Origin of the sequence: Nocardioides plantarum (assembly GCF_006346395.1) — a bacterium.
In the GTDB taxonomy this organism is placed as follows: Bacteria; Actinomycetota; Actinomycetes; order Propionibacteriales; family Nocardioidaceae; genus Nocardioides; species Nocardioides plantarum.
In genome coordinates this window covers 469,072-493,234 of record NZ_VDMS01000004.1, presented here as the reverse complement: position 1 = coordinate 493,234, position 24,163 = coordinate 469,072, and the positions used below count along the sequence as shown (strand labels likewise).

The 24,163-nt window shown below is 73.1% G+C and carries 17 protein-coding genes; 12 read left to right on the top strand and 5 right to left on the bottom strand.

What is annotated here, in order from left to right:
* Positions 1–24 precede the first annotated feature (24 nt).
* Positions 25–765 (top strand): ferritin-like fold-containing protein, encoded by a 741-nt coding sequence (locus tag FJQ56_RS18505; protein WP_140011052.1) that lies wholly within the window; start codon positions 25–27, stop codon positions 763–765.
* A gap of 211 nt (positions 766–976) precedes the next feature.
* On the opposite strand, the gene FJQ56_RS18500 is transcribed toward FJQ56_RS18505, so the two are convergent.
* Positions 977–1,198, bottom strand: a complete 222-nt coding sequence (locus tag FJQ56_RS18500) for a DUF3107 domain-containing protein (RefSeq protein ID WP_140011051.1) — start codon at positions 1,196–1,198, stop codon at positions 977–979.
* Positions 1,199–1,291: 93 nt separating this feature from the next.
* Complete coding sequence (locus FJQ56_RS18495; protein ID WP_140011050.1) at positions 1,292–1,924, bottom strand: TetR/AcrR family transcriptional regulator; 633 nt, start codon at positions 1,922–1,924, stop codon at positions 1,292–1,294.
* A gap of 163 nt (positions 1,925–2,087) precedes the next feature.
* Here FJQ56_RS18495 and moeZ point away from each other — a divergent pair, with 163 nt between their 5' ends.
* From moeZ to FJQ56_RS18480, 3 genes are all read left to right on the top strand, one after another.
* Complete coding sequence (gene moeZ, locus FJQ56_RS18490) at positions 2,088–3,296, top strand: adenylyltransferase/sulfurtransferase MoeZ (RefSeq protein ID WP_140011049.1); 1,209 nt, start codon at positions 2,088–2,090, stop codon at positions 3,294–3,296.
* Between the two features lie 170 nt (positions 3,297–3,466).
* Positions 3,467–4,348: a hypothetical protein gene (locus tag FJQ56_RS18485; protein WP_140011048.1), complete on the top strand. Its 882-nt coding sequence runs from the start codon at positions 3,467–3,469 to the stop codon at positions 4,346–4,348.
* Positions 4,349–4,452: 104 nt separating this feature from the next.
* A complete protein-coding gene (locus tag FJQ56_RS18480; RefSeq protein WP_342776489.1) occupies positions 4,453–4,758 on the top strand; it encodes an MGMT family protein in 306 nt (101 codons plus the stop codon).
* 12 nt (positions 4,759–4,770) lie between these two features.
* On the opposite strand, the gene FJQ56_RS18475 is transcribed toward FJQ56_RS18480, so the two are convergent.
* Positions 4,771–7,275: an SCO7613 C-terminal domain-containing membrane protein gene (locus FJQ56_RS18475; protein ID WP_140011047.1), complete on the bottom strand. Its 2,505-nt coding sequence runs from the start codon at positions 7,273–7,275 to the stop codon at positions 4,771–4,773.
* Between the two features lie 137 nt (positions 7,276–7,412).
* Here FJQ56_RS18475 and FJQ56_RS23090 point away from each other — a divergent pair, with 137 nt between their 5' ends.
* The 6 genes from FJQ56_RS23090 (at position 7,413) to FJQ56_RS18445 (ending at position 19,627) form a co-directional block, all read left to right on the top strand.
* A complete protein-coding gene (locus FJQ56_RS23090) occupies positions 7,413–8,348 on the top strand; it encodes a peptidoglycan-binding domain-containing protein (RefSeq protein WP_140011046.1) in 936 nt (311 codons plus the stop codon).
* 98 nt (positions 8,349–8,446) lie between these two features.
* Positions 8,447–9,112 carry a lysophospholipid acyltransferase family protein gene (locus tag FJQ56_RS18465; RefSeq protein ID WP_140011104.1) on the top strand — a complete coding sequence of 222 codons (666 nt, stop codon included), beginning with the start codon at positions 8,447–8,449 and terminating at the stop codon, positions 9,110–9,112.
* Positions 9,113–9,308: 196 nt separating this feature from the next.
* On the top strand, positions 9,309–12,578 hold the full coding sequence (locus FJQ56_RS18460) for a M14 family metallopeptidase (protein WP_211351158.1): 3,270 nt from the start codon (positions 9,309–9,311) through the stop codon (positions 12,576–12,578).
* 109 nt (positions 12,579–12,687) lie between these two features.
* Complete coding sequence (locus tag FJQ56_RS18455) at positions 12,688–13,122, top strand: cupin domain-containing protein (protein WP_140011045.1); 435 nt, start codon at positions 12,688–12,690, stop codon at positions 13,120–13,122.
* 41 nt (positions 13,123–13,163) lie between these two features.
* Entirely contained in the window at positions 13,164–16,382 is a 3,219-nt protein-coding gene (locus tag FJQ56_RS18450; protein WP_140011044.1) for an ATP-dependent helicase, read from the top strand.
* Positions 16,379–19,627, top strand: coding sequence for an ATP-dependent helicase (locus FJQ56_RS18445; RefSeq protein ID WP_140011043.1), 3,249 nt, complete (start codon positions 16,379–16,381; stop codon positions 19,625–19,627). The genes FJQ56_RS18450 and FJQ56_RS18445 overlap by 4 nt, the downstream gene beginning before the upstream one ends.
* Here the strand turns inward: FJQ56_RS18445 and FJQ56_RS18440 are convergent.
* Positions 19,617–20,672 (bottom strand): NAD(P)-binding domain-containing protein, encoded by a 1,056-nt coding sequence (locus FJQ56_RS18440; protein ID WP_140011042.1) that lies wholly within the window; start codon positions 20,670–20,672, stop codon positions 19,617–19,619. The two genes, FJQ56_RS18445 and FJQ56_RS18440, sit on opposite strands and share 11 nt — an antisense overlap.
* Before the next feature lie 90 nt (positions 20,673–20,762).
* Between FJQ56_RS18440 and nudC the strand changes: the two genes are divergently transcribed.
* Positions 20,763–21,674 (top strand): NAD(+) diphosphatase, encoded by a 912-nt coding sequence (nudC, locus tag FJQ56_RS18435; protein WP_140011041.1) that lies wholly within the window; start codon positions 20,763–20,765, stop codon positions 21,672–21,674.
* 18 nt (positions 21,675–21,692) lie between these two features.
* Here nudC and FJQ56_RS18430 read toward each other — a convergent pair whose 3' ends face one another.
* Positions 21,693–21,941 carry a mycoredoxin gene (locus FJQ56_RS18430; protein WP_140011040.1) on the bottom strand — a complete coding sequence of 83 codons (249 nt, stop codon included), beginning with the start codon at positions 21,939–21,941 and terminating at the stop codon, positions 21,693–21,695.
* A gap of 76 nt (positions 21,942–22,017) precedes the next feature.
* Between FJQ56_RS18430 and FJQ56_RS18425 the strand changes: the two genes are divergently transcribed.
* The gene (locus FJQ56_RS18425; RefSeq protein ID WP_140011039.1) at positions 22,018–24,060 is read left to right on the top strand and encodes an ATP-dependent helicase; all 2,043 of its coding nucleotides are present in this window, start codon (positions 22,018–22,020) and stop codon (positions 24,058–24,060) included.
* Positions 24,061–24,163: the final 103 nt, after the last annotated feature.

Sequence of the window (24,163 nt, the reverse complement as noted above, 5' to 3'; positions counted from 1 at the left end):
CCACTGTATCGATAGGGTGCGCGCATGGCTGAATCTGGCGGGATCGACCCGGTGTCCGACCCGGTCTCCGACCCGGCGTCCGACCCGGGCGTCGCCGGTGACGACCCCGGCTACCGGGCGGCGGTGATCGACCTCCTCGGGGTCATCTCGTACGGCGAGATCACCGCCTTCGAGAGGCTCGCCGAGGACGCCAAGCTGGCGCCCACGATGCAGGACAAGATGGCCCTGGCGAGCATGGCGGCCACCGAGCTCGGCAAGGTCGCACCGTTGCACCAGCGGGTCAGCGAGCTCGGGGGAGATCCGTTCGAGGCGATGGCGCCGTTCGGCGACGCCATCGACAACTTCCACCGGCACACCGCCCCCTCCGACTGGTTGGAGGGCCTGGTCAAGGCCTTCGTGGGCGACGGCCTGGCCGACGACTTCTACCGCGAGATCGCGGCCTTCCTCGACCCCGTCACCCGCGACCTCGTCGTCTCCTCGATGGACGAGGACGGCGGGCACGCAGTGTTCGTCGTCGACCGGGTCCGCAGCGTCATCGCCGCCGACCCGACGGTGGCCGGCCGGCTGGCGCTGTGGGGCCGCCGGCTCATGGGCGAGGCCCTCACCCAGGCCCAGCGGGTCGCGGCCGACCGCGACTCGCTGACCGCGCTGCTCACCGGCGGGGTCGACCGCCCGGGTCTCGACCTGGCGGCCCTGGGTCGGATGTTCACCCGGCTCACCGAGCGGCACGCCGACCGGATGGCTCAGCTCGGCCTCGACAGCTAGGCCTGCCGCGAGGCCGGCGCGGGCGTCTTCGCGGTCCTCGACTCCGAGCCTTCGGGGGCGGTGAGCTGGCGACGCTTCCCCGCCGGGGTCCGGTCGCTATCTCACCGCTCGAGGATCGGGCGGTGAGGTGGAGGCCTCGACTGCGGGGGTCTCGAGGCTCAGGCCTGGCGGCCTTCGCACCTCGACCGACGTGGGGCTGCGTCCCGACCGACTACGACCTGAAGCCCACCGTGCCGGCGACGCCGCCACCGATCTCGACGTAGGCGATCTTGGCGGCCGGGACGATCACCTTGCGGCCCTTGGTGTCGGTGAGGGTCACGACGCCCTCGCCCGAGACGGCCTCGGCGACGAGCTTCTCGACGGCCTCGGGCGTGTCGTCGGTGTCGACCAGGAGCTCGCGGGGGGAGTGCTGGACGCCGATCTTGACCTCCATGGGAGGGCTCCTTCTGTCGCGGTGCTGGCGGGTTCGTACGGGTGCCGTTGGGCGTGGAACACCCTGCTGAGCAGGATCACACAGGGGTGGTCGTCAGTCGGTGAGCGGGTAGCCGCGGATGCCGCGCCAGGCCAGTCCGGACACGAGCGCCGTGGCCTGGTCGCGGTCGATGCCGCCGGCCTCGGCGAGCCAGAACCGGGCGCTCACCTGCGCCATGCCGACGAGGGACACGGCGAGCAGCCGCGACGCGGGATCGGGCAGGCCGGTGTCGTCGTGGATGACGGCCGCGATGAGCGACGCGCACTCGGAGGTGACCCGGTCGACGTGCTGGCGTACGGCGGGCTCGTTGGTCAGGTCGGACTCGAAGACGAGCCGGAAGGCGCCGGTGTCCTTGCCGACGTAGTCGTAGAACGCGTCGATGGCGGCCGCCACCCGCTGCTTGTTGTCGTGGGTCGAGTCGAGCGCCACGCGACAGTTGTCGATCACCGCGTCGCACGAGGAGTCGAGCAGGGCGAGATAGAGGTCGAGCTTGCCCGGGAAGTGCTGGTAGAGGACCGGCTTGGAGACCCCGGCCCGCTCGGCGATGTCGTCCATCGCAGCGGCGTGGTAGCCGTGCTGGACGAACACCTCCAGGGCCGACTCGAGCAGCTGGACGCGTCGCTCGCGGCGGGGGAGGCGACCGCCGCGCGGGCGCGCGCCATCGAGTTCGGGGGGTGTCGTGGCCACGAGCGAACCCTACCCGCGGGTCCGGATGGCGGGACCGGCCCCGCCCGGCGCCGGGCGGCGGTGGGAACAATGGGGCGCTGGACGAGCGTTCCAGTAGCTCCAGCAGTGCGCGCAGCGGATGCGCGAGCGCTGGACCACCCGCAGACCCCCAAGGAGCAACCCCGTGAGCCTTCCCGCCCTGGTCGAGCCGGCCGACGAGCTGACCATCGACGAGGTACGCCGCTACAGCCGGCACCTCATCATCCCCGACGTGGGCATGACCGGGCAGAAGCGGCTCAAGAACGCCAAGGTGCTGGTGATCGGGGCCGGCGGCCTGGGCAGCCCGGCGCTGCTCTACCTCGCGGCGGCCGGCGTCGGCACCCTCGGCATCGCCGAGTTCGACGAGGTCGACGAGTCCAACCTGCAGCGCCAGATCATCCACACGCAGTCCGACATCGGGCGGTCCAAGGCGATCTCGGCCAAGGAGTCGGTGCTCGAGGCCAATCCCTACGTCAACGTCGTGCTCCACGAGGAGCGGCTCGACAACGACAACGTGCTCCGGGTCTTCGAGGGCTACGACCTCATCGTCGACGGCACCGACAACTTCGCCACGCGCTACATGGTCAACGACGCGGCGTACTTCCTGAAGATCCCCTACGTCTGGGGCTCGATCTACCGCTTCGACGGCCAGGCGTCGGTCTTCTGGCCCCACTCGGGCCCCGACGCCCCGTGCTACCGGTGCCTCTACCCCGAGCCCCCGCCGCCGGGCATGGTGCCCAGCTGCGCCGAGGGTGGTGTGCTCGGCGTGCTCTGCGCCAGCATCGGCTCGATCCAGGTCAACGAGGCGATCAAGGTGCTCACCGGCATCGGCGACCCCGCCGTCGGCAAGCTGGTGATCTACGACGCCCTCGAGCTGGAGTGGCGCAAGCTCAAGGTCCGCAAGGACCCCAACTGCGCGCTGTGCGGCGAGAACGCCACGGTGACCGGTCTGATCGACTACGACGCCTTCTGCGGCGCCATCTCCGACGAGGCGGCCGACGCGGCCGCCGGGTCGACCATCTCGGTGGTCCAGCTCGAGCACATGCTCAAGGAGCGCGACGAGGGGACCCGTGACTTCGTGCTGGTCGACGTCCGCGAGCCCAACGAGTTCGAGATCAACCGGATCCCCGGGTCGGTGCTGATCCCGAAGGGCGACTTCCTCAACGGCTCGGCGCTGGAGCAGCTGCCGCCGGTCGACTCCGGCACCCAGGTCGTCATGCACTGCAAGAGCGGCGTCCGCTCGGCCGAGACGCTCGCCATCGTCAAGGGCGCCGGCTACGACGACGCCGTGCACGTCGGTGGTGGGGTCGTCGCCTGGGTCAACCAGGTCGACCCCTCGCAGCCCAGCTACTGACGTCGAGGGCCGCTCCCGGCCCCTCGGCGCACCGCCCGTTCGGGACGGGGCCCTGGTCAGGCGTGACCAGGGCCCCGTAACCCGTCCGGGCCAGGATCGTTGCTCCCGTCACACGACCACGTCCGCCCTGCCTCGGTGCGGGACGGCCTATCGGGAGGATCCACCAGCAGATGCGTCTCTCCATGAAGATCGCCGTCGCCACGGCCGCCACCGCCGTCGCCGTGGGCACGTCCTTCGCCGGCACCGCCCCGAGCAGCAGCGCCGCGGCCGCGCGCGCCACGTCGTTCGCCCCAGCTTCGAGCGCCACCATCACGCCCGGGGTGCAGATGTACACCCAGGGCGCCCAGTGCACGGGGAACTTCGTCTTCACCGACGCCTCCGGCGGGGTCTACGTCGGGTACGCCGCCCACTGCGCCGGTCTCGGTGAGGCCACCGACACCGACGGCTGCCTCAACGAGTCGGTGCCGCTCGGCACCAAGGTCACCTTCAACAAGGGCGGCTCGCTGGTCTCGGAGGGCACCCAGCTGGGCACCGGCACCCTGGTCTACAGCTCGTGGCGCACTATGCGGGCCCGCGGCGTCACCGACGCCACCACCTGCGCCTACAACGACTTCGCGCTGGTCAAGGTCAGCACCGCCGACGCCGGGAAGGTCAACCCGACCATCCCGTTCTGGGGCGGCCCGACCGGCATCGACACCGACGGCACCGCCGCCGGTGACCGGGTCTGGTCCTACGGCAACTCGAGCCTGCGCGCCGGGGTCACCGCGCTCTCGCCCAAGACCGGCATCAGCCTCGGTGACGACGCCGCGGCGGGCGGGTGGAGCCACCCGCTCTACACCGTGACCCCCGGCGTGCCCGGTGACTCGGGTTCGGCCTTCGTCAGCGCCGACGGCAAGGCGGTCGGCACCCTGTCGACCCTGGGCCTGGCGCCGCTGCCGCTGTCCAACAACATCGGTGACCTGGCGAAGGAGCTCGCCTACGCCCAGTCCCACTCCGGCATCAGCGGTCTGCGGCTGGCCCTCGGCACGGAGCCCTTCAACCCGGTCCTGTGACCGGGGGGGTCAGCCTCCGCCTGAGCACGCGAGACCCCGTCCGCCCCACGGCGTACGGGGTCTCGTGCTGTCCGCACGACGGCAGGCTCGGTAGCGTCGCGTGCGTGGTGCGGGCCGACGAGGACTTCGTGGAGCGCGTGCTCGCCCTGGTCGAGGCCGTACCGCGCGGCCGCGTGACGACGTACGGCGCCATCGCCGACGTCGTCGGCAGCGGCCCCCGCCTCGTCGGCAACGTGATGGCCCGCCACGGCGCCGGGGTCCCGTGGTGGCGGGTGGTGCGGGCCGACGGCTCGCTGCCCCCGAGTCATCACGACGAGGCCCGGCAGCGCTACCTCGAGGAGGGGACCCCGCTGCGACGCTCGGGCGTCGCGGTGGACATCGTCGCGGCGTTCTGGCAGCCGGGGGACTGACGGGGGACCGGCTCAGCGCAGCCGGCCGACGTAGTGCGCGGCCCGCTGCAGCTCGAGCACCCGTCGCTCCCAGGTGATGCCGACGGCGACGAGCGTGGTGCCGGCCAGGCCGATGACCACCCACTGCGGCGTCTGCACGGCGTACGGCGCGAGCTCGACGAGCACGAGCAGGCCACCCACGACGGCGCCGACGAGCAGCGGTGCGCTCCAGCGGAGCTGGGCGCCCCCGACGACGAGCAGCAGGCAGCCCACGCCGAGCAGGGCGGCCCGGGTCGAGACCGGGTCGGTGGCGAGCACCTGCAGGAAGCTCGGGACGGTCGCGAGCGCCAGTCCCGGGAGGAGGGCGAGGGCGGTCGACGCGTCGCGGTCGCGCCGCATCCGGTGCAGGCCGAACGCGACCAGCAGCATCGCGGTGGGCATCGTGTAGGGCTCGGGGGCGTGGACCCCGAGGTCGACCAGCCGGACCCACGTCGCGAGGACGAGCAGCGCGGTCCCCGCCCAGGCCAGCGGCCGCCGCGACGGGTGCACCAGGGAGTGGACGACCACCAGCGCCCCGGCGAGGGTGAGGTGCAGCGCGAGGCTGACGGTCTCGTCGCTCGCGAGCGGGATCGCCGTGACGACGGCGACGGCTCCGGCCAGGCCCGTGGTCGTCTCGAGCTCGAGGCGGGGGACGGCCATGGCGACGGCCGCGAGGACCACGAGCACGGGGACGGCGCGGTAGCCGTCGAGGCCGGCGAGGTCGCCGAGCACCCACGTCAGCCCGGCCAGGGCCGGTGGCAGCGCGAGCCCGCCCAGCTCGGCCGCAGAGGCGAAGCGCCCCACCGCCAGGACGCTCCCCGCCAGCGCGGTCAGGAGTGCGAGGGGGACGAGCTGCAGCTCGGTGCTCGGTGCGGCGACGAGGAGCCCGGCGAGGAGCAGGCCGCCGGCGGCGAGCGTCTGTGCGACGGCCGCGCTGTCGTCGTGGCGCAGCGCCTCGGCGCCGTACGCCGCTGCGACCGCGGCCAGGGCCACGACGACCGTCCAGAGCGGGACGGGGTGCAGCGCAAGGGTCGCGACACCGGCCAGGAGCCCGGCGCCGAGGGCGAGGCGGACGACAGTGCCCTGTCGCGCCGCCTGCGGCACGAGGGCGAGCAGGAGCGCGACGACGGCCACGACGGCCGGGACCAGCAGGGCCGGGGAGCCGACCGGGTCGCCGGGGTCCAGGTGCAGCGCGTCGGTCGGGGTCAGGGCCGACTCGAGGGCCTGTCCGCCGAGGCCGACGGCGATCAGCACGACGGGGCACAGGGCCAGTGCCGCCGGGACCGCCGGCACGGCCACCCAGCCGCGGGGGACGGCGTACGCCGTCAGGGTCCACAGCACGCCGAGGGCGAGGGAGGCGACCCCGATGGCGGTGGTGCCGTTGTCGAGGACCGGGAGCGCCACGACCCCGGAGGTCATCGTGGCGGCCGCCGTGACGCAGACCTGGACCAGGGCCGCGTCGCGACGGACGGCGAGCGGTGCCAGGAGGAGCAGGGCGGCGACCAGCAGTGCGATGCCGCTCTCGGACGTCCACAGGTGGTGGGCGCTGAGCGCCCGGAGGTCCTCGAGACGGATCAGCGCGCTGAGGGTGAGGTCGAGCCAGGTCAGGGTCGCCGCGGCGAGCGCCGCCCAGGTCGTCACCGCGAGTCCGTGCCCGTGGCGGGCTGCGGCGGCGAGCGCCACGAACCCGAGGGTGGCGGCAGCGGCGATCAGCAGGGGGTGGCCGACGTACGACGGCAGCGCGGCCTGGGCGACGAACAGCCCGAGGACCACGGCGACCTGGGGCGCCAGGAGCCGGCCGGCAGGCGCGCGGCGTACGGCGGAGAGGAGCCCACCGGCGGCGGCGAGGGCCAGACCGGTGGCGAGGGCCAGGCCGGCGGTGTCGAGGCCGTCGGCGCCGCCGATCCACCCGGACCGCTCGGCGCCCAGGACGTCGAGCACGAGGAGGCCGAGGGACACCGAGACCAGCGCCTCGCCGGCGATCCGCAGGCCACGGCCGTGCAGCAGCAGGCCCCCGGCCGCGGCGGTCACGGTGAGGGCGGCCAGGACGGCGGTGCGCCCGCCGACGCCGAGCCATCTCCAGGCGACGGCGAGGAAGATGACCGCCGCGACCAGGAGGCACAGCGCGCCGAGGCTGAGCAGGACCGCGGGGACCGAGGAGGTCCGGACCCCGGTGCGCGTCGGCATGACGAGCGGGGGGACGACCGGGGAGGACGGCGAGGTGGCGGCCGGAGCGACGGCCGGAGCGGCGGTCGGAGCGGCGGTCGGAGCGGCGGTCGGTGCGACCAGAGGGACGACCACGGGGGTGGCGACGGGTGCGACGGTCGTCCGCAGCCGCTCGACGAGAGTGTCGACCCGCTGCAGGGCGACGAACACGTCGGCCGCGAACGGGTGTCCGACGGCGACGCCGCAGGTGCTGCAGCGGTGGTCGGGCGACGTCGGCTGGGGGAGGGGCTCGCGGCAGGACGGGCACACGCGTGTGTCGGCGTAGGTGAGCATGGGGACATCGGACCACCGCGGGGCGGCCCCGTGGCCGGTTCCCATGGCTCAGGTCGGGTGAGCACCCGTGCTCAGCCGGGCCGGTCACGAGGGATTGCCCGCTACCTCTCGCCGGTGTCGGCTGGTGTGGTGGTCGTATGCGCCGTGTCCTGGTCGTCCTCATCGCCCTCGTCAGCACGCTCCTCGTCGCGACGGCGGCCCCGTCGTACGCCGCGACGTACCCGACCCTGCAGAACGGCTCCAGCGGCGCCAACGTGACGTCGCTGCAGTTCTTGCTGACCTCGCGCGGGTTCTCCACGACCGCTGATGGCGCCTACGGCTCCGGCACCGAGGCCGCGGTGACGGCCTTCCAGAGCTCGGTCGGGCTGACTGCTGATGGCGCCGCCGGGCCCGACACGTTCGGCAGGCTCGTCAGCACCCTCAGCCAGGGCAGCACCGGCACCGCGGTGCAGGCCCTGCAGGTCCAGCTCGTCAAGCACGGCGCCACGATCGACACCGACGGCGACTTCGGGCCGGGCACCGACGCCGCGGTGCGCAGCTTCCAGTCGGCGAACGGGCTCGACGCCGACGGGATCGTCGGTCCGGCCACCTGGACCGCGCTGCTCGGCACCGGCGGCGGGTCGAGCGGGGGCGGGTCGCCCGGCACGACGTACGACTCGCTGTCCGACGCCCAGAAGGCCAACTCCCGCACGATCATCGGGGTCGGCAAGGGTGCCGGGATCCCGGAGTACGGCTGGGTGATCGCTCTCGCGACCGCGATGCAGGAGTCGACGCTGATCAACATCGACTACGGCGACCGCGACTCGGTCGGGCTCTTCCAGCAGCGCACGTCGCAGGGCTGGGGCACGGTCGCGGAGATCCAGGACGCGGTGCTGTCCAGCAAGGCGTTCTACGGCGTCGCGACGCACACCAGCAACGCCGGCCTGACCGACATCGCCGGCTGGGAGTCGCTCTCGGTGACCGTGGCCGCCCAGGAGGTGCAGCGGTCGTGCTGCCCCGACGCCTACGCGCAGTGGGAGAGCCTGGCGCGCGACATCGTGGCCCACGAGTCCGGCGCGCCTGCGATCCCGTGACCGGCTGCCGGACCGACGTCACCCCGGGTCGACCGGTCGTCCGGTGACTGGATGCGTTCGGTGGACCCACCGGTAACCGCCAGACTGTGGCGGTGGTCATGTACCGGGTCCTGCACGCGGTCGTGCCCCCGCTCGCCAAGGCGGTCTGGCGCCCGACGGTCACCGGGCTCGAGCACGTGCCGCGCACCGGCGGGGTGATCCTGGCCAGCAACCACCTCAGCTTCGTCGACTCGGTCGTCATCCCGGTCGTCGTGCCCCGCGACGTGGTGTTCCTCGCCAAGTCCGACTACTTCGAGGGGCCCGGAGTGCGCGGGGCGCTGCAACGGGCGTGGTTCGAGGGACTCGGGATGCTCCCCGTCGACCGCGACGACACCCGCGCCGCGATCGCGTCGCTCGACGTCGCGCTGGAGGTGCTCGGGCGCGGCGACGCCTTCGGCATCTATCCCGAGGGGACGCGCTCGCGCGACGGCCGCCTCTACCGCGGTCGGACCGGGGTCGCCCACCTCGCGCTGACGGCCGGGGTACCGGTGGTGCCCGTGGGCCTGGTCGGCACCGAGCGTGTCCAGCCCGTGGGATCACGGCTGCCGCGGGTGGTGCCGCTGACCGTCGCGTTCGGGGAGCCGATCGAGGTGTCCGGCCGGTTCGACGACGTCCCCCTGGGCAAGGCGCGGCGGCTGCTGACCGACGAGGTGATGGCGGCGATCGCCGGGTTGTCGGGCCAGGAGCAGGCGGGCGCCTACAACGAGCGCACCCCCGACGCCTGACGGCGGCCCCGAGGTGCCGCGTCTTCCTACGAGCCTGCGGTCGGTCGTCATCGCGACGAAACGCGATGTTGATTCTGAATAGCGAGACGATTCGTCCCGACCTGTGACACGCCGGGGGCCCATCGTGGATTGTCAGACAAGTCCGGTTCCGGACGACTTCCACGACAGGAACGAGAGCTCGTTGAGAACCACTCGCATGCTCGCCGGCTTGGCCGGCGCGACCCTGCTGGCCACCGGCATGTCCGTGCCAGAAGCCGGTGCGGACCCGGCCGAGACCGAGGCCGAGAAGCGCGGTTCGCGCTCGGCCACCCAGACGGCGGGCGGCCGAGGCGCCGGCACCGCCACGACGGTCTCGCCGGTCGAGCGGGCCGAGGTGGTCCGCCGGGCCGCCCGGGTCGACCCACCCGTCGCCGGTGACCCGATCGAGATGCCGACGTCGTACCCCTCCCAGCCGACGCTGCCGCTCTACCGCGACAACCCGGACGACGCCGCCCTGACCCCGAAGCTGTTGGGGCACCCCGACCTCGCGCCGCTCCTCAACGAGTGGATGGGCGAGAGCGACCGGATCTCGGCGCAGGTCGTCGGTCAGTCCACCGCGGGGCGCGACCTCTACCTGGTCACCGTCACCGCCCCGGAGAGCGAGGCGGAGACCGCGCGGCAGACGGCGTGGCGCGAGAAGGTCGCGACCGACCCCGTGGCCGCCGCGGCCGACACGACGCTGCTCGGGCAGTACAAGACCCCGGTCTGGTTCAGCAACAACATCCACGGCAACGAGTGGGAGGGCACCGACGCGGCGATGGCCTACATCGACGAGCTGGTGCACGCCCCGACGTCCGAGGTCGGCTCGATCCTGCGCAACAACCGGCTCTACTTCTCGCTGTCGCTCAACCCGGACGGCCGCACCCTGGCGACTCGCGCGACGGCCCTGGGCCTGGACCCCAACCGCGACCTGATCACCAACACGACGCCGGAGACGAAGTCGTTCGTGCGCACCGCGCAGGCGATCCAGCCGATCTACAGCGCCGACTTCCACGGCTACACCAGCGTGCTCCAGGTGGAGCCGACCGGCCCGCCCCACGGCAGCAACTACGAGTACGACGTCTACCTGCCCCACAACTACGCCCTCGCACTCCAGGTCGAGCAGGACGTCGTCGCCGCCGCGATCCCGGGCAACACCTACCTCAACACCACGACCGGCCAGGTCGTCCCGGCCAACACCAGCGCCGAGACCGCGCACATCAAGATCCCCTACCGCGACACGCCGTCCGGCTGGGACGACTTCCCGCCGATCTTCACCGCGCAGTACGCCGCCTTCTTCGGTGCCTCGACCTCGACTGTGGAGCTGCCGCTGACCCGCGGCGCCGCGGGCGGTCGGCAGACCCCCGAGCGGGCCGCGATCAACAAGGCCGTCGCGGTCAAGACCTACGAGTCGATGGTCGGCTACCTCAACAACACGACCAACGCCCGCGCGATGCTCCTCAACCAGATCGAGGTCTTCCGCCGCGGCGTGCTCGGCGAGCCCAAGACCTCCGTCACCACCGCCAACCTCGCGGACATCCCCGGCCCGCAGCAGTGGAAGCAGCTGTGGGACGTGACCGACGACCAGGAGCCCGTGACCCTGCCCCGCGCCTACGTCATCCCGGTCGGCGACGACCAGCGCTCGGCCTCCGACGCCAACAACCTCGTGCGCCAGCTGCTCTTCAACGACATCGAGGTCGGTCGGCTCACCGCCGACACCACCGTCGGTGAGACCACCTACCCGGCCGGCAGCTACGTCGTCGACCTGCACCAGGCCAAGCGCGGCCTGGCCAACTCGCTGCTCGACCTGGGCGACGACATCTCGCAGAAGCTGCCGTCGATGTACGACATCTCGGCGTGGAGCTACTCCTACCTGTGGGGCGCCAGCGTCGACAAGGTCGGCCTGACGACCGACGCCGCCATCGGCGACGTCGAGCCGGTCACCGCCCCCACGCCGCTGGCCTCGACCCCCGGTAGCGGCTACCTCACGCTGGAGTCCGCCGGCGTCGCCGACATGAAGGCGCTCAACGCGCTGCTCGAGGACCAGGTCGAGGTGTCCCTGCTCGAGGACGGCACCCTGGTCGTCGGACCCGAGGACCGGGCGGCCGTCGAGGCTGTCTCCGAGACCTACGACGTCGCGGTCGACGTCGCCACCGACGAGGAGGTCGAGGCCCTCGACGCCGAGTCCACCAAGGGTCTGACCGACCTGACCGTCGCCTACGTCGGCACCCAGGACGACAAGCTGTCCCTGCTCGAGCTCGGCTTCGACGACCTCGTCAACGTGACCGCAGCCGGGGTCAACACCGCGGCCACCAACGGCACGCCCACGGGTCTGGAGGACGCCGACCTGCTCTGGATCGGCGGCTCCTTCACCCAGGCGGCCGGCTCGCCCGGTCGCGCCGCCGTGCAGGCGTTCGTCGACAGCGGCCGCTCGATCGTGGGCCGCACCAACCAGGCTCTCACCGTCGCCTCGACCTACGGGATCCTCACGGGCACCACGGTCAACGGCAACAGCTCCGGCAACGGCATCGTCGACGTCGACGTGCCCGCCGGGTCAGTGCTGGCGCCGTACGCCGGGGACACCTCGTTCGTCTACCCGGCCTACTGGTTCACCGGCCTGAGCGGCAACGCCAAGGTCGAGCAGACCTTCGGTGCGTCGCCGATGCTCGCCGGCCACTGGCGTCGCGGCACCAGCGGCGGCCAGCCGGTCGCCAACGGGCCGCAGGACGCGGCCGGCCAGGCCTCGGCCGTCTCGGCGGTCGGTCCGACCGGCGCCAAGGCGTTCGTGTTCGGCACGTCGGTCTTCTTCCGCACCCACTTCAAGGCCGGGGCGACCCAGGCGGCCCGGGCGATCTTCTGGGCCGGTCCGTCCGGTGACGGGGTGGCCGGTCCCGACAGCACGACGGTGACGCTGTCCGCGCCTGCCGCGGTGACCTACCCGACGTCGACGACCTTCACGGTGGACGTCACCGCCGAGGGCGGTACGCCGTCGGGTGAGGTGACGATCGTCGACGCGACCGACCGCGAGGTCGGGTCCGCCGCGGTGGTCGACGGGTCGGCCTCCGTCAAGGCCGTGCTGCGGCCCGGTAACGGGTCCTACACCGCGGTCTTCACGCCGGACTCCGCGGAGTTCCTGCCGGCTGCGAGTGCGCCGGTGAGCGTCAGGGTGGCCAAGTCGGCGTCGACCACGGCGTTGTCGGTGACCAAGGTCGGCCCGCGGCTCTTCCGGGTCACGATCAAGCTGACCGCCCCGGTGCCGAGCGACCGGATCGTCAAGATCACCGACCACGGCAAGGAGGTCCGCCGGTTCACGCTGACGGGCAGCACCACCAGCCGCACCGTGTCGGTGACCCTGCGCAAGGGCAACCACGTCCTGCGCGGGGTGTTCCTCGGCAACGACCTCTCGGTCAAGAGCGCGTCGGCCAACCGCACCGTCAAGGTCAACTGACGTCCGACTGAGCGACGCACCCTCGGCGGGGGCGTCCCGGGTTCGCCCGGGACGTCCCCGCCTGCGTCGTCGGGTGTCGGGTGTCGGGAGATCACGGCATGATCGGGTCATGGGTTCGAGGGACGGGTCGACGAAGCCGCCGCTCGCCGAGAGGCTGGACCTGGAGCCACACCCCGAGGGCGGCTGGTACCGGCAGACCTGGCGCTCACCGGTGGAGGTGACGCTGCCCGACGGCCGGGTGCGACCGACGGCGACGGCGATCCACTTCCTTCTCGTGGCCGGTGAGGCATCGGCGTGGCACCGGGTGCGGTCCGACGAGGTGTGGCTGGCCCACACGGGCGCGGTGCGGCTGCAGCACGGCGGGACCGGTGGGCGGCCGGTCGCCGGCCGGGTGGACGTGGTCGGCACCGGCCCTCTCGAGGTCGCGCAGGCCGTCGTACCGGCGGGGGAGTGGCAGCGCACGCTGCCGGGTACGGCCGACGCCCTCGTGTCGTGCGTCGTCTCACCCGGGTTCGACTTCGCCGACTTCGAGCTGGCTCGCTGAGGGGGCGCGGCGCTGTCGGCGGTGGCTGGTTGGGTGGAGCCATGACCACGAGGGACACCGCGGCCGCCGCTGCGTCGGCGAGCTACCGCCTGGTGCGCGAGCACCCGGCCGTCGAGGTGCCGCTCCTCGACGAGCAGCAGCAGGCCGTGGTCGACCACCGGGACGGACCGCTGCTGGTGCTGGCCGGTCCCGGCACGGGCAAGACGACGACGCTCGTCGAGGCGATCGTCGACCGCATCGACGGGGGCCACGCGAGCCCTGACGGGGTCCTCGCGCTCACGTTCTCGCGCAAGGCCGCCGAGCAGCTCCGGGACCGGGTGACCGCCCGCCTCGGTCGCACGATGTCGACCGGTCTGAGCTCGACGTTCCATTCCTTCGCCTACGGCCTCGTGCGGCGCTACTCCCCGGCCGACCTCTACGTCTCGCCCCTGCGGCTCCTCTCGGCGCCGGAGCAGGACGTCGTCCTGCAGGAGCTGCTGACCGACGCGCCCGAGTCGGTGCGCTGGCCCGACGGGTTGCGCGCCGCGGTCGGCACCCGGGGCTTCGCGCGCGAGGTGCAGTCGGTGATCGGGCGGGCGCGCGAGCGTGGCCTCGACCCCGACCAGCTCGTGGAGCTCGGTCGGCGCGAGAGGGTGCCCGAGTTCGAGGCGGCCGGTCTGTTCCTCGGTCAGTACCTCGACGTGCTCGGCGACCAGGCCGCCATCGACTACCCCGACCTGATCGCGCGCGGGGTGATCGAGGCCGAGCGTCATCGGGCCGAGCTGCGACGTCAGTTCACCCACGTCTTCGTCGACGAGTACCAGGACACCGATCCCAGCCAGGTCGCGCTGTTGCGGGCGCTGGCCGGAGACGGCGGCAACCTCACCGTCGTCGGCGATCCCGACCAGTCGATCTACGGCTTCCGCGGCGCCGACGTGCGCGGCATCCTCGACTTCCCGGCCGAGTTCCCGACCCAGGACCGCCAGCCCGCCCGGGTCATCGCGCTCGGCACCACCCGACGGTTCGGGTCTCGGCTGCTCCGGGCCTCGCGCACCGTGGCGGCGTCCATCGGCGTGACCGGGTCCATCCCCGCGTCCGCCTACTCCCAGTTCCGCAACCCGGAGGCCGCGCCACACGGTCTGGGCCGCGGCACCGTCGAGGTCCTCACGTTCGACACCGCCCGGGCCGAGACCGAGCACGTCGCCGACCTGCTGCGCCGCGCCCACCTGGGTGACGGCGTCGCGTGGTCCGACATGGCGGTGCTCGTGCGTTCGGGTCGCGCCTCGATCCCCGCTCTGCGGCGATCGCTGTCGGCCGCCGGGGTGCCGGTGGAGGTGGCCAGCGACGACACGCCCCTGGTGCGCGAGCCGGCCGTGGTGCCGCTGCTCTCGGCGCTCGCGGTCGTCGTCCACGCCGACATCGAGGACCCCACGCACGTCGACTTCGTCGGGGCCGACCGGGTCGAGAGCCTGCTCACCTCGCCGCTGGGTGGGCTCGACGCCACTGACGTACGTTCCCTGACCCGCGCCCTGCGCGCCCGCGACGCCGAGGCGCGTCCCCGTGACCTGCTCCGTCGCGCGGTGCTCGACCCGTCACTGCTCGACGGCATCGGTGGCGAGGCCGCACGTCGTGCGCTGCGGCTCGCGAACCTGCTGAGCCAGGCCCGCGTCTCGCTCGAGCAGGACGCCACGGTCGAGGAGGTGCTCTGGACCGTGTGGGAGGGCAGCGACTGGGGTCGGCGACTGCGCGCGGCGACGCAGACCGGCGGCCAGGCCGCGCGCCTCGGGCACCGCGACCTCGACGCGATCTGCGCGCTGTTCGAGACCGCGGCCCGGGCCGAGGAGCAGAAGGGCCACACGAGTGTCTCCTCGTTCATCGAGACCCTGCGCGCCCAGGAGATCCCGGCCGACACGCTCGCCGAGCGGGGGGTGCGCGGCGAGGCGGTGCGCTTGCTGACGTCCCACCGGGCCAAGGGCCTGGAGTGGCGGCTGGTGGTGGTGACCCACGTGCAGGAAGGCGCCTGGCCCGACCTGCGCCGCCGTGACTCGCTTCTGGGGGCCGACCGGATCGGACGTCACGAGCTGCTCGAGCCGGTGACGCGGCGCGCGATCCTCGCCGAGGAGCGGCGACTGTTCTACGTGGCCGTCACCCGGGCGCGCCAGCGGCTCGTCGTCACCGCCGTCCGCTCACCCGACGACGACGGCGAGCAGCCCTCCCGCTTTCTCGACGAGCTCGGCGCGCGTCCCGACCACAGGATCGGCCGGCCACCGCGTCCACTGTCGATGGCCGGGCTCGTCGCCCAGCTGCGCCGCGTCGTCGCCGATCCGGGTGAGAGCGAGCCGATGCGTCGCGCGGCCGCCGTACGCCTGCGTCGGCTCGCCGACACCGACGTCCAGGGCCACCCGGTCGCGCCCCAGGCCGATCCTTCGTCCTGGTGGGGGCTCCGGGCGCCGAGCCGCTCGACACGACCGGTCCGTCCCGCCGACGAGCCGCTGACGCTGTCCGCGAGTGCCCTCGAAGGACTGCTCACCTGTCCGGCGCAGTGGTTCCTGAGCCGCGAGGCCGGGGGAGCGGTGGTCAGCTCGACGAGCCAGGGCTTCGGCACCATCGTGCACGCCGTGGCGGAACGGATCGCCAAGCAGGAGCTCGAGGTCGACGCCGACCTGATGACCATGGTCGACGAGGTGTGGGCGCGCATGGACTTCCGCACCCCCTGGTCCGGCGAGCGCGAGCGCGAGGCCGTGGCTGCGGTCCTGGGCCGTTTCGTCGCCTGGCACTCGCGCCCGGGCGCCCGCACCGTGATCGCCGTCGAGCCTCGTCTGCGCGCGGAGGTCGAGCTGCCCGACGGGCAGGTGGTCCGCCTGCACGGATACGCCGACCGGTTGGAGCTCGACGAGCACGGGCGAGTCGTCGTGGTCGACCTCAAGACCGGCAAGTACCCACCCACCGGACCCGAGGTCGAGCGGCACTCCCAGCTCGGCCTCTACCAGCTCGCCGTCGACCACGGGGCCGCTGACGAGGCAGCAGACGGCCACGTCGACGGCGCGGTCGTGTCGGGCGGCGCCGAGCTCGTCCAGCTGCGACACGGTGAGGTGCTCCCGAAGGTCCAGCACCAGTCGCCGCCGGTGGGCGAGGGCCCGCGGCTGGTCGAGCTCCAGCTCGCGCAGGCCGCAACGACGCTGCGCGACGAGGACTTCGTGGCCCGACCGGGCAAGCACTGCGACCGGTGCACCTTCAAGGCTATTTGTCCCGACAAGGCTTCCGGGACGGTGCTGTCGTGACCGACCCCCGCCCGCACCGAGCCGTCGCCAACCCGCTCGACACCCGGCTCGACACCCCGGAGCAGCTGCGCGCGCTCCTGGGCGAGACGTGGACCTTCAGCGACCAGCAGTTCGCCGCCATCACGGCCCCCCTCGGGCCCGCGGTGGTGATCGCCGGTGCGGGGTCCGGCAAGACCTCGGTGATGGCGGCCCGCGTGGTCTGGCTGGTCGCCACCGGCCGGGTGGCGCCGTCGGAGGTCCTCGGCCTGACGTTCACCACCAAGGCCACGGCCGAGCTCGAGACCCGCATCCGCGAGAGCCTGCGCCGAGCGGGGTTCCTGTCCGAGCGCTCGGCCCCCCGGTCCGGCGACGACGAGGAGGTCGAGGAGCCCACCGTCTCGACCTACCACTCCTACGCCTCGGCGCTGCTCACCGAGCACGGGCTGCGGATCGGCCACGAGCCCGACACCCGCCTGATCGCCGACGCGAGCCGATACCAGCTCGCCGCGCGGGCGATGCAGCGCTACACCCGGCCCGTGGTCCACCTGAGCGACTCACCGCTCCACGTGGTGCGCTACCTCCTCGCGCTCGACGCCGAGATGAGCGAGCACCTGGTCCACCCGGACCAGGTGCGAGAGCACGACGCCCGCGTGCGCCCGCTCCTCGAGGCGGGTCTGGCCGCCGAGCACCGCAAGACCTACCGGGCCAGGAGCGAGAAGGCGGTCGCGACGATCGACGCCCGAGGCGAGCTCCTCGGGCTGGTCGAGGCCTACCGGCGGCTCAAGTCCCATCTCGGTCTCATGGACTTCTCCGACCAGATATCCCTGGCCGCCCGGCTGGCCGAGACGTGCCCGGAGGTGGGCGCGACCGAGCGCGCCAAGTTCAAGGTCGTCCTGCTCGACGAGTACCAGGACACCTCGGTCGCCCAGGCGCTCATGCTCAGCCGGCTCTTCTCGGGCCCGGACTCCGCGTCCGGCCGTGGCCACGCGGTGACGGCGGTCGGTGACCCCAACCAGGCGATCTACGGCTGGCGCGGGGCCTCGGTGTCCAACATCCTCGAGTTCGGCGCCGACTTCCCCTCGGCCGACGGCACGCGCACGACCTACCCGCTGGTGGTCAACCGGCGCTCCGACGAACGCATCCTGGCCACCGCCAACCACCTCGCCGCCGACCTCTACGCCCTGCGCTCCGACCTACTCCCGCTCGAGGCTCCTGCAGGAGCGGCGCCGGGCGAGGTCCGGGCCATCGTCCACGAGACCTACGACGACGAGCTGGCCTGGCTGGGCGAGCGGGTGATCGAGACGCACGCCCGGCTCGCCGAGCTGCGGGACGGGCCGGTCTGGAAGGAGATCGGCGTTCTGACCCGCGACAACTCCCACGCCGCTGCGGTCTTCGACGCACTGACCGCGCGCGAGGTGCCCGTCGAGATCGTCGGGCTGAAGGGGCTGTTGCGGCTGCCCGAGGTGGCCGAGGTCGTCGCCACGCTCACCCTGGTCCAGGACGTCACGGCCAACGCCGCGCTCCTCACCCTCCTGGCCGGCCCGCGCTGGGCGATCGGCCCGCGCGACCTGGCGCTGCTCGGGCGGCGGGCCGCGGAGCTGGCGGGGTCTCGGACCGGTGCCGAGACCTACCCCGACGTGCACGAGCAGCTCGCGGCCGCGGTCGAGGGCAGTGACCCGACCGAGATCGCGTCCTTGTGCGACGCCATCGACGACCCGGGCGAGGGCGACTACTCCACCGAGGCACTCGATCGCTTCGTGCTGCTGGCCCGCGAGCTGCGGCGGCTGCGGGCCTCGATCGGGGAGCCGATCCTCGACCTCGTGCGCCGGATCATCGAGATCACCGGCATCGACGTCGAGCTGGCGTCGTCCGTCAGCCCGGCCGCGGCAGCACGACGCGACAACCTCGACCTCTTCGTCCAGGCGGTGGCCGAGTTCCAGGCCCCCGACGGGCAGGTGACCCTCTCCGCGCTGCTGGCCTGGCTCGAGGCCGAGGACGAGCAGGGCCAGGGTCTCGACGTCGCGACGCCGTCCGAGGCCGACTCGGTCAAGCTCCTGACGGTCCACCGGGCCAAGGGCCTGGAGTGGGACGCCGTGTTCCTCGTCGGCGTCACCAAGAACAAGTTCCCCAACAACCGGGGCCGGTCGAGCTGGCTCAGCCTGCCCTCGGTCATGCCGACCGAGCTGCGCGGCGACGCCCGCGACCTGCCTCAGCTGGCGGGCTTCGCACCTACGGACCTGCTCGAGCTGGGCGACCGCGCCAAGGCGCACGAGGCCCTCGAGGAGCTCCGCCTCGGCTACGTCGCCTGGACCCGCGCACGTCACACCCTGTGGGTCTCGGCCTGGCGGTGGGCGTCCCACCTCAAGGGCGGGCTCGGGCCCTCGGCCTACCTCGACCGCACCCGGGAGGCGATGGCGGCGTGGGGCGGCGAGCCCGAGGAGTGGCGCGACGTCGTGGTCAAGGGCGAGTCGAGTCCTTACGCCGACCAGGTCGTCGACCAACCCTGGCCGATCTCCCACCACACCGCCGAGGTGCAGCGCCGCCACGACGCTGCGGCCCGGGTCCGCGCGGCCGATCCCCGGGCCGCCGACGACCTCGAGGACGTGCTCGAGCTCGAGCGTGTCGAGCAGTGGGACGATGAGATCGACCGGCTCGTCCAGGAGGCCTCCTACGACCGCTCGCCCGAGATCGTCGTCGCCCTGCCGCCGAGCCTGTCGGCCACGTCGCTCTCGCGGCTGCGCGACGACCCCGCCACGTTCGCACGCGACCTGGCCCGTCCGATGCCCCGCCGGCCGTCCTCGGCCGCCCGGTTCGGCACCCGCTTCCACGCGTGGGTCGAAGCGCGGTTCGGCCAGCAGCTGCTGATCGATCCCGACGACCTCCCCGGCCGGGGCGATGCCGACATCGAGGACGACGCCGACCTGCGCGAGCTCATCGAGGCGTTCGAGCGGGGTCCCTTCGCCGAACGCCCGCCGCTCGCCGTCGAGCCGTCGTTCGCGCTGGTGCTCGACGGTCAGGTCGTGCGCGGCCGCATCGACGCGGTCTACCGCGAGACCCAGGGTTACCTCGTGGTCGACTGGAAGACGAGCCGGGGCCGCACCGCGGACCCGCTCCAGCTGGCCGTCTACCGGCTGGCCTGGGCCGAGCTGCACGACGTCGACCCCCAGCAGGTACGGGCCGCGTTCTACTACGTGCGGTCCGGTGAGCTCGTGGAGCCCGGCGACCTCCCCGGACGCGATGAGCTCGAGCGGCTGCTCAGGCCGTGACGGCGTCGCGACTGAGGTCGAGCGTCTCGGCCACCCGGCGGGCCGCGAGACGACCCGCCCGGTTGGCGCCGATGGTGCTGGCCGACGGCCCGTACCCGACGAGCTGGACCCGTCGGTCGGCCACCGCGGTGGTGCCGTCGAGCTCGATGCCGCCGTACGGGCTGCGCAGGCGCAGCGGCGCCAGGTGTGCCACGGCCGGTCGGAACCCGGTCGCCCACACGATCGCGTCGACCGGCTCGGTGGACCCGTCGGACCAGCGCACCTCGCGCGGACCGATCGAGTCGAACACGGCCCGCCGGTCGTAGGCGCCCAGGGCCTGCGCCGCGCGCTCCTGCTCGCGCAGCGCCAGTCCCGTCACGCTGACCACGCTGGCCGGCGGCAGTCCCCGGCGTACCCGGTCCTCGACCAGTGCGACGGCGGCGCGGCCCGCCTCGGGCGTGAAGTCGTCGGTGCGCCAGACAGGCGGTCGCCTGGTCACCCACAGGGTGTCGGTGACCAGGGCGATCTCGCCGAGCAGCTGCACCGCGGAGGCCCCGCCTCCCACCACCACGGTCCGCAGGCCGCGGAACGCCTCGGCACCCGGATAGCCGGCGGTGTGCCACTGCGGGCCGGTGAACGTCTCGGCGCCCGGGTAGTACGGCACGAACGGGTGCGACCAGGTCCCGGTGGCGTTGACGAGCGCGCGGGTGTGCCAGGACCGGCCTCCGGCCTCGACGACGAGGAGGCCCGCGTCGTCGTGCACGCGCTCGACGCGGACAGGTCGGACCACGGGCAGGTCGTGCTCGCGCTCGTACGACGCGAAGTAGGCCGGCACCGCCACGTTGGCCCGGGCGCCGTCGTCGGCCTCGAGCGCCGTGGCGTCGGGGAGCGCCGCGACGCCGTGGACGTCGTGCATGGTCAGCGAGTCCCACCGGTGCTGCCAGGCGCCGCCCGGCGTCTCGTCGGCGTCGAGCACGACGTGGTCGATCCCGCGCCGCGTCAGGTGGTACGACGCCGACAGCCCGGCCTGCCCGGCGCCGAGCACCACGCTGTCGAGAACGTCCATGTCGGGGCAACGCCGACGTCTCGGGGCTTAGTCCCGACGCCGGTCCGGGTGCCCTAACGGCGAGGTCCGGGCGCGATCTAGGCTCGTGGGGTGAACCACCCGCACCTGCTGCTGACCGCCGGGACCCACGACCGGCTCGGGGTCCACCGCAAGGACGAGGCCTGGCTGGCCGAACGCTGGGACGACGACCGGTCCCGGGTCCTCGTGGTGTCCGGGACCCTCGTGCGGCCGGTCGAGGGGACGCTGCCGTGGGTGGCCCCGGGCGAGGCGCCCGACGGCCTCCGCGTGCTGCTCGGCGAGCGTGACGGCACGACCCACTGGGCGGTCATCACCGGACCCGAGGTGGCGGCCTCGCAGGAGGGGGAGTGGTACCCGTTGCGCGGGCTGCTGCCGGGCCTGGCCGGCGACGGCGTCGTCGACGCGCCGCTGGTGTTCCACGCGCTCGGTCTGGCGGAGTGGCACTGGGCGACCCGGCACTGCCCGCGCTGTGGAGGCGCGCTCGCCGCGACCGCCGCGGGCCACGAGCTGCGGTGCACGCAGTGCGGGCGCACCCAGTTCCCGCGTACCGACCCGGCGGTCATCATGCTGGTCGCCACGGGAGAGCCCGGGAGCGACGACGAGCGCTGCCTGCTGGGTCGCTCGCCGCAGTGGCCGGCGGGTCGCTTCTCGACGCTCGCCGGGTTCTGCGAGCCCGGCGAGACCCTCGAGGACGCCGTACGCCGCGAGGTCGCCGAGGAGGCCGGCATCACCGTCGGCGAGGTGACCTACTTCGGCAACCAGCCGTGGCCGCTGCCGCAGAGCCTGATGCTGGGGTTCCTCGGTCGCGCGCTGACGACCGATATCCACATCGACGAGGACGAGATCGAGGACGCCCGCTGGCTCACCCGCGCCGAGATGCGCGAGCAGGCAGCCGCGGGCACCCTCGTGCTCCCCGGCGGCGTCTCGATCAGTCGCTCGCTCATCGAGCACTGGTACGGCGGCCCGCTGCCGGGCTCGTGGTGAGCGGGCCCCGAGCAGGGCTCAACCGGCCAGCGAGGCGACCTTGTCCTTGACCTGGGCCAGCGACGGGTTGGTCTGGGCGGTGCCGTCGGAGTAGACGAGCGTCGGCACGGTCTGGTTGCCGTTGTTGGCGGTCTCGACGATCGTGACGGCCTCGGGCACCTGCTCGATGTCGACGATGTCGTAGGCGATCCCCTCCCGGTCGAGCTGGCTCTTGAGCCGGTGGCAGTAGCCGCACCAGGGCGTCGTGTACATCGTGAAGCTGCTCATCGCTGAAGTGTCCCCTCGGACGTCTAGGGTCGGGTGTCGTCCGATCCAACCACCTGCCCGGGAGTGTTGTTCCACCATGGCTGCCGCCGATCTCCTCTCCGCGCTCGACCCCGAGCAGCGTGCTGTGGCCGAGACCCTGCGTGGCCCGGTCCGGGTGCTCGCCGGCGCGGGGACCGGCAAGACCCGGGCCATCACCCACCGCATCGCCCACGGCGTCGCGACCGGGGTCTACGCCCCGACCGAGGTCCTGGCCGTCACGTTCACGACGCGGGCCGCCGGCGAGATGCGGGGCCGGCTGCGCTCGCTCGGCGCGCCGACGGTCCAGGCCCGCACCTTCCACTCCGCCGCCCTGCGCCAGTTGCGCTACTTCTGGCCGCACACCCACGGCACCGAGCTGCCGGAGCTGACGGCGTCCAAGATCTCCATGGTGGTGGCTGCGGCCCGCACGCTGCGACTGCGGCCCGACCAGGCGATGCTGCGCGACCTCGCCTCCGAGATCGAGTGGGCCAAGGTCAGCAACGTCCGTCCCGACGACTACGCGGCGATCGCCGTGGCGCGCGGTCGCTCCGTGTCCAAGGTCGAGCCCGAGGTGGTGGGCCGGATGATCACCGCCTACGAGGACGTCAAGCGCGCCCAGGGCCGCATGGACATGGAGGACGTCCTGCTCCTCACCGCTGGCCTGCTCGCCGAGGACGAGCGGGTCGCGGCCCAGGTACGCCGCCAGTACAAGTGGTTCGTCGTCGACGAGTTCCAGGACGTCTCGCCGCTCCAGTCGGCCCTGCTCGACCTCTGGCTCGGGGGACGCGACGAGATCTGCGTGGTCGGTGATCCCGCCCAGACGATCTACTCCTTCGCCGGCGCCAACGCCGACTACCTGCGCGACTTCCCGGTCAAGCACCCGGGCACCACCTCGGTCGAGCTGGTGCGCAACTACCGCTCGACCCCGCAGGTCGTCACCGCGGCCAACACCCTGCTGGCCGGCACCGGCTCGACGAGCGTCGAGCTGCGGGCCCAGCGCCCGGCCGGGTCCGCGGTGAGCTACCACGGCCACCCCGACGAGGTCGCCGAGGCGAGCGCCGTGGCGCGCGAGATCGCCCGCCAGCGCGCGGCCGGGCGGCCGCTGGCCGAGATAGCGATCCTGTTCCGCATCAACGCCCAGTCCGAGGCCTACGAGGAGGCCCTGACCTCGGCCACCATCCCCTACGTCATCCGCGGGGCGGCGCGCTTCTTCGACCGGCCCGAGGTCCGCGAGGCCGTGACCCGCCTGCGCGGTGCGGCGCGCGGGGGAGTCAACCCCGCCGACGGCGACACCTGGGTCGACCTGGTGCGCGACACCCTCGCGGGCCAGGGCTGGACCCCCGACCCGCCCGAGGCCCGCGGTCAGACCCGCGACCGCTGGGAGTCCTGGCAGGCGATCGTCAGCCAGGCCGAGGCCCACGCCGCCGAGGCTCCGAGCCGCGACCTCGGCTCGTTCGTCGACGACCTCGACCGCCGGGCGTCCGAGCAGCACGCGCCGGTCGCCGAGGGCGTCACGATCGCGACCTTCCATGCTGCCAAGGGCCTGGAGTGGGACTCCGTCTTCCTCGTCGGTCTCCAGGACGGCACCCTGCCGATCACCTACGCCCAGACGCCGGCCGCGATCGAGGAAGAGCGCCGCCTGCTCTACGTCGGGATGACCCGCGCGCGCGTCGACCTCGCCCTGTCGTGGGCTCAGGCGCGCAACCCCGGGCAGGCCGCCCGCCGCAAGCCCTCGCGCTTCCTCGACCCGCTGCTGCCCGACGCGGACCGCGCGCCCGCCAAGGCCAAGGGCTCCCGCGGAGCCCGCACCTGCGTCGAGTGCGGCAAGCCCCTCTCCGGCACCGACAAGGCCCGCCGGCGCTGCACCGACTGCCCGGCGCCCTACGACGAGGCCCTCTTCGAGCGGCTGCGTGGCTGGCGCCTGGAGCGGTCGCGCGCCGAGGAGATCGCCCCGTTCATGGTCTTCAGCAACGCCACGCTCGAGGCGGTCGCCGAGCTCAGGCCCTCGTCCCCGAAGGCGCTGCTGGCGATCAGCGGCATCGGTCCCGACAAGCTCGACCGCTACGGCGAGGACGTGCTGGCGTTGCTCTCCGAGGACTGAGGTACCTCATTTCGACCGGATCGGAGAAATAGGTCATAAAATAGTTTGCTCCTTACATCGGGGACCGCGTAGCGTCCCCGTCAACAACCAGTCCGCGCACCAG